The organism is Neobacillus ginsengisoli (genome assembly GCF_030813055.1).
On record NZ_JAUSTW010000017.1, the window covers coordinates 37,085 to 52,190 of the forward strand.

The 15,106-nt window shown below is 39.6% G+C and carries 15 protein-coding genes; all 15 read left to right on the forward strand.

Going from position 1 to position 15,106, the window contains the following annotated elements:
* Window positions 1–78 precede the first annotated feature (78 nt).
* The 15 genes from J2S10_RS26510 (at window position 79) to lysS (ending at window position 14,757) form a co-directional block, all read left to right on the forward strand.
* Window positions 79–816 (forward strand): vWA domain-containing protein, encoded by a 738-nt coding sequence (locus J2S10_RS26510; protein WP_307414075.1) that lies wholly within the window; start codon window positions 79–81, stop codon window positions 814–816.
* On the forward strand, window positions 785–1,789 hold the full coding sequence (locus tag J2S10_RS26515; RefSeq protein WP_307414107.1) for a protein kinase domain-containing protein: 1,005 nt from the start codon (window positions 785–787) through the stop codon (window positions 1,787–1,789). Before J2S10_RS26510 ends, J2S10_RS26515 begins: the two co-directional genes overlap by 32 nt.
* Window positions 1,790–1,993: 204 nt before the next feature.
* Complete coding sequence (tilS, locus tag J2S10_RS26520) at window positions 1,994–3,379, forward strand: tRNA lysidine(34) synthetase TilS (RefSeq protein ID WP_307414077.1); 1,386 nt, start codon at window positions 1,994–1,996, stop codon at window positions 3,377–3,379.
* Window positions 3,380–3,404: 25 nt separating this feature from the next.
* Window positions 3,405–3,950: a hypoxanthine phosphoribosyltransferase gene (hpt, locus tag J2S10_RS26525; RefSeq protein WP_307414079.1), complete on the forward strand. Its 546-nt coding sequence runs from the start codon at window positions 3,405–3,407 to the stop codon at window positions 3,948–3,950.
* A gap of 141 nt (window positions 3,951–4,091) precedes the next feature.
* The gene (gene ftsH / locus J2S10_RS26530; protein ID WP_307414081.1) at window positions 4,092–6,041 is read left to right on the forward strand and encodes an ATP-dependent zinc metalloprotease FtsH; all 1,950 of its coding nucleotides are present in this window, start codon (window positions 4,092–4,094) and stop codon (window positions 6,039–6,041) included.
* 116 nt (window positions 6,042–6,157) lie between these two features.
* Window positions 6,158–6,940, forward strand: a complete 783-nt coding sequence (locus J2S10_RS26535) for a type III pantothenate kinase (RefSeq protein ID WP_307414083.1) — start codon at window positions 6,158–6,160, stop codon at window positions 6,938–6,940.
* Window positions 6,941–6,993: 53 nt separating this feature from the next.
* Complete coding sequence (gene hslO / locus J2S10_RS26540) at window positions 6,994–7,872, forward strand: Hsp33 family molecular chaperone HslO (RefSeq protein WP_307414085.1); 879 nt, start codon at window positions 6,994–6,996, stop codon at window positions 7,870–7,872.
* A gap of 24 nt (window positions 7,873–7,896) precedes the next feature.
* Entirely contained in the window at window positions 7,897–8,796 is a 900-nt protein-coding gene (locus tag J2S10_RS26545) for a peptidyl-prolyl cis-trans isomerase (protein ID WP_307414086.1), read from the forward strand.
* 314 nt (window positions 8,797–9,110) lie between these two features.
* Window positions 9,111–10,040, forward strand: a complete 930-nt coding sequence (gene cysK, locus J2S10_RS26550; protein WP_307414088.1) for a cysteine synthase A — start codon at window positions 9,111–9,113, stop codon at window positions 10,038–10,040.
* 123 nt (window positions 10,041–10,163) lie between these two features.
* Entirely contained in the window at window positions 10,164–11,009 is an 846-nt protein-coding gene (gene folP, locus J2S10_RS26555; RefSeq protein WP_307414090.1) for a dihydropteroate synthase, read from the forward strand.
* Window positions 11,002–11,361: a dihydroneopterin aldolase gene (gene folB / locus J2S10_RS26560; protein WP_307414092.1), complete on the forward strand. Its 360-nt coding sequence runs from the start codon at window positions 11,002–11,004 to the stop codon at window positions 11,359–11,361. Before folP ends, folB begins: the two co-directional genes overlap by 8 nt.
* 2 nt (window positions 11,362–11,363) lie before the next feature.
* Window positions 11,364–11,891, forward strand: coding sequence for a 2-amino-4-hydroxy-6-hydroxymethyldihydropteridine diphosphokinase (gene folK / locus J2S10_RS26565; protein WP_307414093.1), 528 nt, complete (start codon window positions 11,364–11,366; stop codon window positions 11,889–11,891).
* Entirely contained in the window at window positions 11,843–12,049 is a 207-nt protein-coding gene (locus J2S10_RS26570) for a helix-turn-helix domain-containing protein (protein WP_307414095.1), read from the forward strand. The genes folK and J2S10_RS26570 overlap by 49 nt, the downstream gene beginning before the upstream one ends.
* 16 nt (window positions 12,050–12,065) lie before the next feature.
* On the forward strand, window positions 12,066–13,067 hold the full coding sequence (dusB, locus tag J2S10_RS26575; RefSeq protein WP_307414097.1) for a tRNA dihydrouridine synthase DusB: 1,002 nt from the start codon (window positions 12,066–12,068) through the stop codon (window positions 13,065–13,067).
* Between the two features lie 205 nt (window positions 13,068–13,272).
* A complete protein-coding gene (gene lysS / locus J2S10_RS26580; RefSeq protein ID WP_307414099.1) occupies window positions 13,273–14,757 on the forward strand; it encodes a lysine--tRNA ligase in 1,485 nt (494 codons plus the stop codon).
* Window positions 14,758–15,106 lie beyond the last annotated feature (349 nt).

Below are 15,106 nucleotides of genomic sequence, written 5' to 3' on the forward strand. Positions count from 1 at the left end.
ATCACTTCTCGAATTATGTATAAATCACCTCCACACGGTCGAAAATGGTAACAATTCTGAATGTGGAAGGAGATTGTTATGTATACAGGGAAAATTCGCCAAATTTTACTGATAACAGACGGATGCTCAAATCAAGGTGATGATCCAATTGCGATGGCGGCACTCGCAAAAGAACAAGGGATTATTGTAAATGTTATCGGTGTGATGGAGCATGATGTGATTGATGAAAAGGGAATGACGGAGATTGATGGAATTGCCTTGTCAGGTGGGGGGGTCAGCCAAATTGTTTATGCACAGCAGCTCTCTCAAACCGTGCAGATGGTTACACGAAAAGCCATGACCCAAACGATTCATGGAGTTGTAAATCGTGAACTGCAGCAGATTTTGGGCCGTTCCCAAACGATAGAGGACCTTCCACCCGAAAAAAGGGGTGAAGTAATGGAGGTAGTGGATGAATTAGGGGAAACTGTCGAATTAGAGGTGTTGATTCTTGTCGATACGAGTGCAAGCATGAAGCATAAACTTCCTACTGTTAAGGAGGCGCTGCTTGACCTCTCTCTAAGCTTAAATGCCCGATCAGGTGAAAATCAATTTTCTGTTTTCGTATTTCCCGGGAAAAAGAATGATGTCGAAAAATTGTTAGATTGGACGCCGAAACTACAATCTTTGACAAGTATTTTTTCCCAACTCACAACCGGCGGAATTACGCCGACAGGTCCTGCGTTACGAACTGCCTTATCTTCTTTCAATCAAAAACAATCGTTAAGGAGCCTTCTTTCCCGTGATGATGAATCATACTTTGAAGAGTCAATGTAAAGTTAGTCCGGGCACAGTCATTTCAGGTAAATGGCACTCCAAGCAATATACAATATTGAAGGAACTGGGATTTGGAGCAAATGGGATTGTCTACCTTGCGAAGCATAAGAACACTCAAGTGGCTTTGAAAATGAGTGATAACGGGATGTCAATTACCTCTGAGGTGAATGTTTTAAAATCCTTTGCAAAGGTCCAGGGGTCAGCCCTCGGACCTTCTTTACTTGATGTTGATGACTGGCAAAATAAAAGCGGTCAAATCTCCTTTTATGTAATGGAGTATATTCAAGGCACTGACCTTTTGTCCTTTATTCAGCAAAAAGGGAAAGCGTGGACAATCGTGTTATTTTTGCAGCTCCTAAATGATTTGGATAAACTGCATAAGACGGGCTGGGTATTTGGTGATTTAAAGCCTGAAAACTTAATTGTGACAGGTCCTCCTCCAAAAATCCGCTGCATTGATGTTGGCGGCACTACCATTCAAGGGAGAGCCATTAAAGAATTTACCGAATTTTATGACCGCGGCTATTGGGGTCTTGGTACAAGAAAGGCAGAACCGTCCTATGATCTTTTTGCTGTTGCGATGATTATGATTAATACAGCCTATCCAAAGCGGTTTAATAAAACGGCGGGAGGTTTATCTCAATTAAGAGAGGCCATTAAGCAGCAACCTGAGTTAGTACCTTTGGAAAAAGTGATTTTAAAAGCATTGCAGGGGCAATACGTAAATGCCAAACAAATGAGAGCTGATTTATTAGATTTAATGGTTGATAAAACAACTCAAGATAAAAGTCCGCCATTAAGGACTAAGCAGGCGGAAAGCAAGACCCCTCCGGCAAATAATCCGGAAAAGTCAAAGGCTATTACAAGACAACATTATCGAAGGAAAAAGAAAAAAAGCCGGTGGCTGGAGACCATGCTGATCGCAGCGGGAATTATCCTTTTGTACGTGGTATATATTTTTAAAATGATGTAAATTTTTGAAACCATTATGAAATTTAATCGTATAAAAAGGAAGTAATATTGGAAAAAATGGTTTTCTAAAAATTGCAAGATTCAAAAATCATTTTTTGTACCGGGAAACAAGCCTTTGTTTTTGATAGTTTATTTATAAAAGTGGTAAGCTATTGGTATTCTATATTTTTTAGTAAAAATTATTGTTTTTAAGGAAGCGTACAATATGTTGGAAACGAAGGTAGAGGCTTTTCTTAACCGCCACTCATTCAAATTGGAAAATTTAAAAATGGTTGTCGGTGTTTCGGGGGGACCTGATTCTCTTGCCTTGCTTCATTACCTAAAAGGACAAAAAGAAGTGAGAAACCTGTCCATCGTTGTGGCACATGTGGACCATATGTTCCGTGGCCGGGAATCCTTTGAGGATGCATTGTTTGTAAAGCATTATTGTGAACAATACACCATTCCCTTTGAAATGGTACGGATTAATGTCCCCGAGCTGATAAAACAAACGGGAAACAGTTCGCAAATTGCAGCAAGAGAAGCGAGATATGAATTTTATGCGAAAATCATGGAAAAGTATAATTATCCGTATCTAGCTCTTGGGCACCATGGTGATGATCAAATGGAAACGATGCTAATGCGGATGACCAGGGGAAGCTCGGGTAAAGCAAGAGCAGGAATTCCATTTACGCGTGCTTTTCATAAGGGAATCATATTTCGCCCCTTTTTAAATTTAACGAAAGCAGAAATCGAGGAGTATTGTAAAGAGCAGGGTCTCACACCGAGGCTGGATCCCAGTAATATGAAAAGCACGTATAGCAGGAATCGATTCCGAAAAGAAGTACTTCCCTTTTTGAAGCTTGAAAATCGACATGTTCATGAACATTTTCAACGGTTTAGTGAAGAATTGCAAAGTGATGAAACGTTTCTGCAGGAATTAACTGTCCAACAAATGAATACAGTAATGACAAAAAGGGAAAAGAACAAAATTACCATTGACGTTAAACGTTTTTCTATAGTGCCTATACCTTTACAAAGGAGAGGTATTCAACTAATATTAAAATATCTTTACAATGAAAAACCAGGTTCCCTTTCAGCTATACATATTGATCAAGTTTTATCATTAATGCAGAATTCACATCCTTCAGGGAAACTTGATTTACCGCATGGTTTACACATCATTCGATCCTATCTGAATATGTCCTTCCAATTTGACTCGGTAAATGATCAAACCTATCATTTTGAAGTACATGAGCCTGGAACGATTGAGTTACCGTGCGGCGGAAGAATTAAGATGAGTTTTATCGATAGGGAATTTACAGAGACAAACCTTGTGTTTGCATTATTCCATGTAGATAAAATCAAGATGCCTTTTATTATCCGTACCAGGAAAATAGGGGATCGAATGACTTTAAAAGGAATGTCAGGCACGCGGAAATTAAAAGATATCTTTATTGATCGCAAAGTCTCAATCCGGGACCGGGATACATGGCCTGTGATTACAGACGCGGAAGGAACGATTCTTTGGCTTCCGGGATTAAAAAAATCTTCATTAGAAGGAATAGATTACAAAGCAAAACAATATATACTACTCACATATGATAAGTAATGATCTTCTAGGGGGCACAATTAAAATGAAACAGGATATCGAAAAGGTATTATTTACGGAAGACGAGCTTCAAGCGAAGATTCGGGATTTAGGGCATCAACTTACAGAAGAGTATAAAGAACGCTTCCCGCTTGCAATTGGCGTTTTAAAAGGTGCAATGCCTTTTATGGCTGATTTATTAAAACGAATGGATTGCTCTCTGGAAATGGACTTTATGGATGTATCCAGTTACGGCAATTCGACTGTTTCTACTGGAGAAGTAAAAATTCTTAAGGACTTGGATACTTCAGTAGAAGGAAGAGACATTTTAATCATCGAAGATATTATCGACAGTGGTTTAACTCTCAGTTATTTAGTCGATCTCTTCCGTTATCGGAAAGCTAAATCAATCAAGATTGTCACATTGCTTGATAAGCCGACTGGAAGAAAGAGCCTTATTAAAGCTGATTATGTTGGTTTTATCGTGCCGGATGAGTTCGTTGTTGGATACGGATTGGATTATGCTGAAAAATATCGAAACCTTCCATATATTGGTGTTTTAAAACCTGAAGTATATAGCGACAGTCTTTAAGCAATACCTAAATAGAAGGATTTTTTTCTCCGTTTGCCTAAAGTCTTTAAAGACTTGTTAATAAGTGTAATTCCTTGAATTGGCATGATTTTCTATGATACTATTTAATATAGTTTGTTTATCCGTGGGAGGAGGTAAGAGATGAATCGGATTTTCCGTAATACCATCTTTTATTTATTGATATTTTTAGTCATTATAGGTGTTGTCAGTTTCTTCAATGGAACCAATCAGACAACCAATAATATCACGTATGACAAGTTTGTTTCCTATTTGGAAAAGGGTGAAGTACAGTCATTTTCCATGCAGCCTGAACGCGGTGTTTATGAGGTTCGGGGTGAATTAAAGGATGGGACAAATAAAAATTTCTTAACTTATATTCCAAACAGTGAAAAAATTCTTGACCGGATTGATCAAGCCGGAAAAGACGTTGAAGTTTTACCGGCGAAAGAAACAAGCGGTTGGGTTACCTTCTTCACATCGATTATTCCGTTTGTGATTATTTTTATATTATTCTTCTTCTTATTAAACCAAGCTCAAGGCGGCGGAAGCCGGGTTATGAATTTTGGTAAAAGCAAAGCGAAGCTTTATAACGATGATAAGAAAAAGGTTCGTTTTAGAGATGTAGCCGGTGCAGATGAAGAAAAGCAGGAATTAGTAGAAGTGGTAGAGTTTTTAAAAGACCCGCGCAAATTTGCTGAACTTGGTGCCCGTATTCCAAAAGGAGTACTTCTTGTAGGTCCTCCGGGTACAGGTAAAACGCTTCTTGCCCGAGCAACAGCAGGTGAAGCAGGCGTTCCTTTCTTTTCAATAAGCGGATCTGATTTCGTTGAAATGTTCGTCGGGGTCGGTGCATCCCGTGTCCGTGATTTATTTGAAAATGCAAAGAAAAATGCTCCATGTATTATCTTTATCGATGAAATTGATGCTGTCGGTCGTCAGCGTGGTGCAGGACTGGGCGGCGGACATGACGAGCGTGAACAAACGTTGAATCAATTGTTGGTTGAAATGGATGGGTTTGGCGCAAATGAAGGGATTATTATCGTTGCAGCAACAAACCGTGCCGATATTTTGGACCCTGCATTATTGCGTCCGGGACGTTTTGACCGTCAAATTACCGTTGACCGGCCGGATGTTATTGGCCGTGAGGCAGTACTAAAGGTACATGCTCGTAATAAACCGTTAGATGACTCTGTTAACTTAAAGAATATTGCTATGAGGACACCTGGATTTTCAGGTGCGGACTTGGAAAATCTATTGAATGAGGCTGCACTGGTTGCAGCTCGTTCAAGTAAGAAGAAAATCGATATGGAAGATATTGATGAAGCAACAGACAGGGTAATTGCCGGCCCTGCGAAAAAGAGCAGAGTTATTTCTGAAAAAGAACGCAATATTGTGGCATTCCATGAAGGTGGCCATACCGTGATTGGTTTAGTCCTCGATGAAGCGGACATGGTCCACAAAGTTACGATCGTTCCACGCGGCCAGGCAGGCGGATATGCCGTCATGCTTCCTCGGGAAGACCGCTACTTTATGACGAAACCTGAGTTGCTTGATAAAATTGTCGGTTTATTAGGCGGACGAGTGGCAGAAGAGATTGTTTTTGGAGAAGTAAGTACCGGAGCGCATAATGATTTCCAACGCGCTACTGGAATTGCCCGCAAAATGGTTACCGAATATGGAATGAGTGATAAACTTGGTCCATTGCAGTTCGGTCAAGCACAAGGTCAGGTTTTCTTAGGGCGTGACATTCATAATGAACAAAATTATTCAGATGCGATTGCCTACGAAATCGACCTTGAAATTCAACGGATTATAAAAGAGTGTTATGAGAGAGCGAGAAAGATCCTTACTGAAAATCGTGATAAATTAGATCTTATTGCCAAAACTCTTCTTGAAGTTGAAACTCTTGTTGCTGAGCAAATCAAATATTTGGTAGACCACGGTCATATGCCGGATAGTTCAGTTGCTCTCGAAAGCGTACAAATCGGCCCTAAAAAAATTGACGATGTAAAGGTTAATATCAACACTAAAAAAGAAGATGAGAGAGTTGATTTAGAAAAATCGGATCTTCCTCCTTCTGACCGTGAATAAAAGTATGATTTAAAAAGAGTGCTTCTATTGAAGCCCTCTTTTTTTCATGTTAATTTGTATTTATGTTATGATGTTGGCAGTGTGGAGAAAGAAATCCTGAAAAGTGAGTGATCGATTTGATTTTTGTATTTGATGTAGGTAATACAAATATTGTTTTAGGTGTCTATAAAGGTGATGAACTTAAATATCACTGGCGAGTTGAAACGCATCGAAATCGAACAGAAGATGAGTTTGGAATGATCATTAAATCGTTGTTTGATCATTCAGGCCTATTGTTTTCAGATATTGAAGGTATTATTATTTCTTCTGTCGTTCCGCCAATTATGTTTGCCTTAGAAAGAATGTGCCATAAATATTTCCATATTAAGCCTCTCGTTGTTGGACCGGGAATTAAAACAGGGTTAAATATTAAGTATGAAAACCCAAGAGAAGTGGGTGCAGACCGTATCGTAAATGCTGTTGCCGCTATTAATGAATACGGGAGTCCCCTTATTATTGTAGATTTTGGCACAGCTACGACCTATTGCTATATTAATGAACAAAGTCAATATATGGGCGGTGCAATTGCTCCAGGTGTAAGTATTTCAACGGAAGCCCTATACTCACGAGCAGCAAAATTGCCAAGAATTGAAATTGCCAGGCCAGAGAGTGTAATTGGGAAAAATACTGTTTCGGCAATGCAAGCAGGTATTGTCTATGGTTATGTTGGCCAAGTGGAAGGTATCGTAAAGCGAATGATGGATCAAAGTGTGAAAAAGCCAACAGTAATCGCTACAGGAGGGTTATCCGCTTTGATTGCCCAAGAGTCTACAATTATTGACGTTGTAGATCCTTATTTAACTTTAAAAGGGCTGCAGCTTATCTATAAACGAAACATGGATATGATAAGAAATGTGTAAGGCGTGCCTCGTGCCTGACAGATAAGAAATAACAGCTGGAAAGGAGTTTGACAATGAATGATTATTTGGTAAAGGCTCTTGCGTATGACGGGAATATTAGGGCATATGCGGTTCGTACGACTGAAACAGTTTCAGAGGCGCAGCGCCGTCATCAAACATGGCGTACTGCTTCTGCTGCGCTTGGCCGCGCGATGACTGCAGGGGTTATGATGGGGGCAATGCTTAAAGGTGAAGATAAATTAACCGTAAAAATAGATGGCGGCGGTCCTATTGGTGTGATTTTGGTTGATAGTAACGCGAAAGGCGAGGTCCGCGGCTATGTCACGAATCCTCAAATTGATTTTGAATCAAATGAGCACGGAAAACTTGATGTCCGCCGTGCAGTTGGAACGTCGGGTACCATGTCAGTTGTAAAGGATGTGGGGCTCCGCGACTTCTTCTCCGGTCAGGTTCCTATTGTTTCTGGTGAACTGGGGGAAGACTTTACTTATTATTTTGCTACATCTGAGCAACTGCCTTCTTCTGTCGGTGTGGGCGTTCTGGTAAATCCTGATGATAGTATTTTGGCTGCAGGAGGATTTATTTTTCAATTAATGCCCGGTACAAAGGAAGAAACGATTAGTAAGTTGGAAGAACGGTTAAAAACGATTCCCCCGATTTCTAAGTTAGTTGAAAAGGGATTAACTCCTGAAGAGATTTTAGAAGAGCTCTTTGGCAAGGATCATGTGAAGATCCTTGAAACGATGCCGGTTCGCTTTGAATGTAATTGTTCAAAAGAACGTTTTTCAGATGCCATTGTCAGTTTAGGTGTTACTGAAATTGACGATATGATTAAAGAAGATGGACAGGCAGAGGCGCATTGTCATTTTTGTAATGAAAAATACCATTTTTCAAAGGAAGAATTAGAACAATTAAAAGTAGAAGCCAGATAAAAATTTATATGGGGGGAGGAGAAGTTGAGGAGAAAGCAGCTTTGGCTTATAATCGTAGCTCTTTCTATGCTCAATTGTCTAACGGTTGCCTTTTTTCTATCAAAAGAAAATAAGGTATCCGGGGCAGGCGGAGGTGAAGAGACTGTAGCCACGGTGGGGAAAAGCACAATTTCAAGACAAGATTGGCTTAATGAATTAGCAGACAGGTATGGAAAAGATGTTTTAAAAGAAATGATTGACCAAAAAGTAATTAAAGAAATGGCCGTGAAATATAATATAAAAGTATCTGACCAGGATGTTGAACGGGAATTCAGGATGCTTCAAACAAACTATAATTCTTCCACCCAGAATAAAAGCGCTGATGAAAAGAATTGGAAAGAACAAATTCGCAATAGCCTGCTTTTAGAAGAATTATTGACAAAAGATGTGGATATCTCCGATAAAGAACTAAAAAGTTATTATGATAAAAATAAAGAACAATTCAATGTACCAACCGCATATCATTTAGCACAAATCATTGTTAAAACAAATGAGGAAGCAACTAAGGCGATTAAAGAGTTATCTCAAGGCTCAAGTTTTTCCGCCATGGCTATGGAACGCTCTGTCGATGAGTTTTCTGCTAATGAAGGCGGCGATATTGGTTATATTAGTGGTGATGATGACCGCTATCCTTCCGAATATATCAATACAGCAAAGACGTTAAAGGATGGGGCGTACAGTGACCCGATTAAGGTTGATAAAGGATATGCCGTTCTAAAGCTTGTCGGAAAAATGAACGGAAAAAAATATTCGTTTGATGAGGTGAAAGAGCAAATTCGCCGCCAAATTGCCCTTGAACAAATGAAAACACCCGAATCTGCAAGCACCTTTTGGGATGAAGCGAAGGTCGATTGGTTTTATGGAAACAAAGAAGCACAGAAATAAATTTTCTGTGCTTTTTAAAATATAAGAATGTATAATATTTGTCTTTGAGAATTGTCCAGCTTCAGCGCCCAGCGACTAGTGTACTTCGCTCTTCTCCCTACGATAAGTCAACACGAAAAAGCCAAAAACGCGATTCGTGTTGACTTTATCTCAGTCGAAGCGCTCCAGTCCATCGTCGCAAAACGGGCGCTTCCGCTTTTCTATATTAAAAATTTTCAAAAAAGTTCGGGTTAAATGATTGACAAACTGAGTATGAAACTGGTAAATTTAATAATATAAATCCAATCAAATTACTCGGAATAGGGGTGCTCTTAATGGTTCGTGTTGCAAATTCAGTTGCCGATTTAGTCGGCCAAACTCCAATTGTTAAATTAAACAGATTAGTAGATGAAAACAGTGCTGAGGTTTATTTAAAACTTGAATATTTTAATCCAGGCAGCAGTGTTAAAGACCGTATTGCATTAGCAATGATTGAAGCTGCAGAAGAAAAAGGATTAATTAAGCCCGGTATAGATACCATTATTGAGCCTACAAGCGGAAACACCGGTATCGGCCTTGCGATGATTGCTGCAGCAAAAGGTTACAAAGCCGTTTTTGTAATGCCTGAAACAATGAGTTTAGAAAGACGTAACCTTCTTCGTGCCTATGGAGCTGAGCTTGTATTAACTCCGGGACCGGAAGGTATGAAAGGTGCAATTGCCAAAGCGGAAGAGCTTGTAAAGGAACATGGTTATTTCTTGCCGCAGCAATTTAAGAACGAAGCAAATCCAGAGGTACATAGACGTACAACCGGAAGAGAAATTGCTGAACAAATGGATCAACTTGATGCATTTGTTTCCGGTATCGGTACTGGCGGTACTATTTCAGGTGCAGGCACCGTTCTTCGTGAAAAATATCCAAATGTAAAAATTTACGCTGTTGAGCCAAAGGATTCTCCGGTTCTTTCAGGGGGAAAACCGGGCCCGCATAAGCTTCAAGGACTTGGTGCAGGATTTGTTCCTGATACTCTAAATACAAGCATATATGATGAAATCATCCAAATTGGAACGGAAGAAGCGTTTGAAGCTTCACGCCGTGCAGCAAGAGAAGAAGGTATTCTAGGCGGAATTTCTTCAGGAGCAGCGGTTGCTGCCGCTTTAAAAGTTGCAAAGGAACTAGGAAAAGGTAAAAAAGTGTTAGCGATCATTCCTGATAACGGTGAACGCTATTTAAGCACACCGCTTTACCAATATGATGTTGAATAAAACACAAAGAGAGGCGGCTGGTGATTTGGCCAACGTCTCTTTTTTTTGCATAAAAAATGAAACCAATATAAACTTCATGTATGATAAAAAAGGAAAACTAGTACGGCATAGGAGGGATAAGGGATGAAAGCAGCTTATGAACAAACGATACAATGTGGCCCATTTACCTTAGACTATGGGAAAAAGACGATTGTCATGGGAATCTTAAATGCAACACCTGATTCATTTTCAGATGGCGGCAAATTTAATGAGGTTGACATAGCTGTTAAACATGCCATAGAGATGGTGGAAAATGGAGCTGATATTATTGATATTGGCGGTGAATCAACTCGGCCCGGTTTTGCGGCTGTTTCTTTGGAGGATGAACTCGGCAGGGTGATTCCGATTATTAAAGCCATTTCCAAACAGGTACAGATACCGATTTCCATTGATACATATAAAGCAGAGGTGGCCAAACAAGCAATTGAAGCAGGAGCCCATATCATAAATGATGTATGGGGGGCTAAAGCCGATGATAAAATGGCGCAGGTTGCAGCGGAGTATGATGTCCCGATTATCTTAATGCATAACCGCCATGATCGAAACTACTCCTTATTTATAAGAGATGTTTTCAATGATCTGTATGAAAGCATCACGATCGTAAAAAATGCCGGAGTGAGGGATCATAATATTATTTTGGACCCGGGTATCGGTTTTGCTAAAGACTATCAAGAAAATATTCAAATGATGCAGAACTTAGATAAGCTTACAATGATTGGTTATCCGGTCCTTTTGGGGACTTCGAAAAAAACGGTGATTGGACAGGCTTTAGATCTCCCTGTTAGCGAAAGAACGGAAGGAACGGGTGCAACCATTTGTTATGGCATTCAAAAAGGGTGTCAGATAATCAGGGTCCATGATATTAAGGAAATGAGCAGAATGGCAAGAATGATGGATGCCTTGATGGGAAAAGGTGATATCATTGGATAAAATATATGTAAATAGGATGGAATTTTACGGATATCACGGTGTATTTCCTGAAGAGAATCGACTAGGACAACGTTTTAGTGTTGATTTAACGGTTTCCTTGGATTTGAAAAAAGCAGGGGATACTGATGAATTACTATACTCAGTTAATTACGGTGAACTTTTTCAGTTATGCAAAGAGATTGTAGAGGGAAAACCCAAAAGGCTAGTCGAAGCCGTTGCTGAAAAAATAGCAGGTTCTGTATTGCAGGAATTCCCTGCTGTTAAGGAGGTCACGGTAATGGTAATTAAACCGGACCCGCCTATACCGGGTCATTACAAGTCTGTTGCAGTAGAAATTACAAGGAGTAGATAATAATGGGAAATTCAGCATTTATTGCCCTTGGCTCAAATATGGGAATCCGTTATGATTATTTAGTGAATGCAATTAGGCGTTTAATTGATTACCCTGGGATTCAACTTGTAAATTATTCCTCTGTTTATGAAACAGATCCTGTCGGCTATGAGGAACAGGATTTATTTTTAAATATGGTAATTGAGATAAACACCGAGTATAGCGCTCAGGAATTATTAGATATCTGTTTAAAAACGGAACTGGAACTTGGGAGAAAAAGGGAAATAAAGTGGGGTCCCAGAACAATAGACCTTGACATTCTCCTTTATAACCAAGAAAATATTGAAACAGAGAAGCTTACAGTTCCGCATCCTCGGATGCTGGAGAGAGCTTTCGTCATGATTCCACTGTTGGAGATTCGCAATGACGTTCTTATTCCGGAAATGGAAAAACCTTTTGAATCATACTTAAATGAATTACCTAATAAAGAAGGAGTCCGAATATGGAAGCGGAAAAATGGGGAAGACGTATTCGAGCCTATCGGAAGCTAAAGGGTTTCACACAGGAAAGCTTTTCGAAGGAACTAGGTGTATCGGTTTCAATTTTAGGAGAGATTGAGAGAGGAAACCGTTTGCCTGCAGTTGATTTTATAGAAAAAATAGCACGGTCCTTAAAGGTTAGTATAGAAGAATTAGAGCCTAAGGAATAATGAAGGAGGTTGTTTCATGTTAAAAATCGGTGATATTGAGATGAAGAACCCGGTCGTCCTTGCACCGATGGCCGGTGTTTGTAACTCTGCGTTTCGGTTAACGGTAAAAGAGTTTGGAGCAGGTCTTGTTTGTGCTGAAATGGTCAGTGATAAAGGGATCGTTTGTAAAAATGAAAAAACAATGAATATGCTTTATATTGACGAGCGTGAAAAACCGCTCAGTTTGCAAATTTTTGGCGGTGAAAAAGAAACGCTTGTAGAAGCGGCCCGATTTGTCGATCAAAATACAAATGCGGATATAATTGATATTAATATGGGGTGCCCGGTACCGAAAATCACCAAATGTGATGCAGGGGCTAAGTGGCTTCTTGATCCGGATAAAATTTATGAAATGGTTTCAGCTGTAGTAGATGCAGTTGAAAAGCCGGTAACTGTGAAGATGCGGATAGGTTGGGATGAACAGCATATCTATGCTGTTAAAAATGCCCAAGCGGTTGAACGTGCCGGCGGGAAAGCAGTTTCCCTTCATGGCCGCACACGTGTACAAATGTATGAAGGAAAAGCAAACTGGGACATTATTCGTGAAGTAAAACAATCGATTAATATTCCACTCATCGGAAACGGTGATGTTCAAACACCGCAGGATGCGAAAAGAATGCTGGATGAAACCGGCGTTGATGGTGTTATGATTGGCAGGGCTGCCTTAGGAAACCCATGGATGATCTACCGTACCGTTCAATACCTGGAAACAGGCAAATTGATGGACGAGCCATCCGTTCGGGAAAAAATTGATGTTTGTATCCTGCATTTAGATCGCTTAATTGCTTTGAAAAATGAGGATATTGCCGTTCGTGAAATGCGCAAACATGCTGCTTGGTATTTAAAAGGGGTACGAGGAAACGGAAAAGCCCGTAATGCCATCAATGAATGTAATTCACGCAACGATTTAGTTTCTCTATTAAATGGTTTAGTCCTAGATGCTGAAGAACAGGAAAGAAGCCAATTGATTGTAGGGTGAATTTGACTTTTTGTGCTTACTTTTTTATACTATTTTTGTTTAAGAAGGAAACTGCCAGTGGAATAACTGGCAGTTTTTATTCTATCTTGAACTTTTTTGATGTCTGAACTCGTAAGTTTGTGTAAAATAATAAAGTATGCAAAAAAGTGATCGCGGTTTGCTCTAGCGTTATTACATATTAAGAGATTATTGGAGTTGAGTTGGAATGAGTCAGGAAGAATTAAATGACCAATTAAGGGTCAGACGCGAAAAAATGAATACAATGCGTGAAAATGGTCTTGATCCGTTTGGAAAGCGTTTTGACCGATCAAACAGTACAAACGAATTGATCCAACAATACGGTGAGTTGGAAAAGGAAGAGCTTGAAGAAAAAAACGTAACTGTTAGTCTGGCTGGACGTATTATGACAAAGCGCGGTAAAGGAAAGGCCGGTTTTGCCCATATTCAAGATTTAACAGGTCAAATTCAAATTTACGTAAGACAGGATGCCATTGGCGAAGAACAGTATGAGGTGTTTGATTCAGCTGATTTGGGAGACATCATTGGCGTATCGGGGGTTCTTTTTAAAACAAAGGTGGGGGAACTATCTGTAAAAGTCCATAACTTTGTGTTTTTAACAAAAGCGCTTCGTCCATTACCGGATAAATTTCATGGCCTTAAGGATGTTGAACAACGGTACCGTCAACGTTATTTGGATTTAATTATGAGCGGGGAAAGTAAAAACACCTTTATTACCCGAAGCCTTATAATTCAATCGATGCGCCGTTATTTAGATGATCATGGCTATTTAGAAGTGGAAACACCGATGATGCATGCTATTGCCGGCGGTGCTTCTGCCCGTCCGTTTATTACTCATCACAACGCACTGGATATGCCGTTATTTATGCGTATCGCGATTGAATTACACTTAAAACGTTTAATTGTTGGCGGTCTTGAAAAAGTATATGAAATTGGTCGTGTTTTCCGAAATGAAGGTGTTTCAACCCGTCATAATCCGGAATTTACAATGATTGAACTTTACGAAGCCTATGCTGATTATAGAGATATCATGAGCCTCACTGAGAATCTAATTGCCCATATTGCACAAGAAGTGCTGGGCACAACAACCGTTCAATATGGTGACTATGAAGTAGATCTAAAGCCGGAATGGAAAAGGCTTCATATGGTAGATGCCATTAAAGAATACACGGGTGTAGACTTTTGGAAAGAGATGAGCGTTGAAGAAGCGCGTGAACATGCAAAAGCACATGATGTAGAAATAAACGACCATATGCTTTACGGTCATATTGTTAATGAATTCTTCGAGCAAAAGGTAGAGGAGAAGCTCATTCAACCAACATTTATCTACGGTCATCCTGTTGAGATTTCACCTCTTGCGAAGAAAAATGATGAAGACCCAAGATTCACGGATCGCTTTGAATTATTTATCGTTGCCCGTGAGCATGCTAATGCATTTACAGAGTTAAATGATCCAATTGATCAAAGAGAACGTTTCGAAGCACAGCTCAAAGAAAGAGAACAAGGAAATGACGAAGCCCACATGATGGATGAAGACTTCGTAGAAGCCTTAGAGTATGGTATGCCGCCTACCGGCGGTTTAGGAATCGGTATTGACCGATTGGTAATGTTATTAACTAACTCTCCGTCTATTAGAGATGTACTATTATTCCCGTTAATGCGTCATCGTTGATAGTCTATTTAAAAAGCGCCGATTTCATCGGTGCTTTTTTGTACCCCCATACAGAAGAGTTCGAATATTTTTACTTTAAATTTTATGTATAAAAAGCATAAATAGCTATTGCGCCTTATGATTAATGGTGGTATATTAATATCTGTTGTTGCGAAATAACAACGAAATGAAAAAAGAAAATAAAAAAGTTATTGACTTTCAGTTGATAACTTGGTAAGATTAAAAAGTCGCTTTTGGGCGACGGGTTAAATCGCTCTTTGAAAACTAAACAAACAAAATCGTGTAAACAAACAATAACTATCAGTGAATCTTTCGTATGAAAGTGAAGCTGAGCCAACGTAACTTTTAT

Bases quoted from the DNA above. Each gene is read 5' to 3' on its own strand.
- J2S10_RS26510 (WP_307414075.1), top strand. From the start codon at position 79: ATGTATACAGGGAAAATTCGCCAAATTTTACTGATAACAGACGGATGC.
- J2S10_RS26515 (WP_307414107.1), top strand. From the start codon at position 785: ATGATGAATCATACTTTGAAGAGTCAATGTAAAGTTAGTCCGGGCACA.
- tilS (WP_307414077.1), top strand. From the start codon at position 1,994: ATGTTGGAAACGAAGGTAGAGGCTTTTCTTAACCGCCACTCATTCAAA.
- hpt (WP_307414079.1), top strand. From the start codon at position 3,405: ATGAAACAGGATATCGAAAAGGTATTATTTACGGAAGACGAGCTTCAA.
- ftsH (WP_307414081.1), top strand. From the start codon at position 4,092: ATGAATCGGATTTTCCGTAATACCATCTTTTATTTATTGATATTTTTA.
- hslO (WP_307414085.1), top strand. From the start codon at position 6,994: ATGAATGATTATTTGGTAAAGGCTCTTGCGTATGACGGGAATATTAGG.
- cysK (WP_307414088.1), top strand. From the start codon at position 9,111: ATGGTTCGTGTTGCAAATTCAGTTGCCGATTTAGTCGGCCAAACTCCA.
- folP (WP_307414090.1), top strand. From the start codon at position 10,164: ATGAAAGCAGCTTATGAACAAACGATACAATGTGGCCCATTTACCTTA.
- folK (WP_307414093.1), top strand. From the start codon at position 11,364: ATGGGAAATTCAGCATTTATTGCCCTTGGCTCAAATATGGGAATCCGT.
- J2S10_RS26570 (WP_307414095.1), top strand. From the start codon at position 11,843: ATGGAAGCGGAAAAATGGGGAAGACGTATTCGAGCCTATCGGAAGCTA.
- dusB (WP_307414097.1), top strand. From the start codon at position 12,066: ATGTTAAAAATCGGTGATATTGAGATGAAGAACCCGGTCGTCCTTGCA.
- lysS (WP_307414099.1), top strand. From the start codon at position 13,273: ATGAGTCAGGAAGAATTAAATGACCAATTAAGGGTCAGACGCGAAAAA.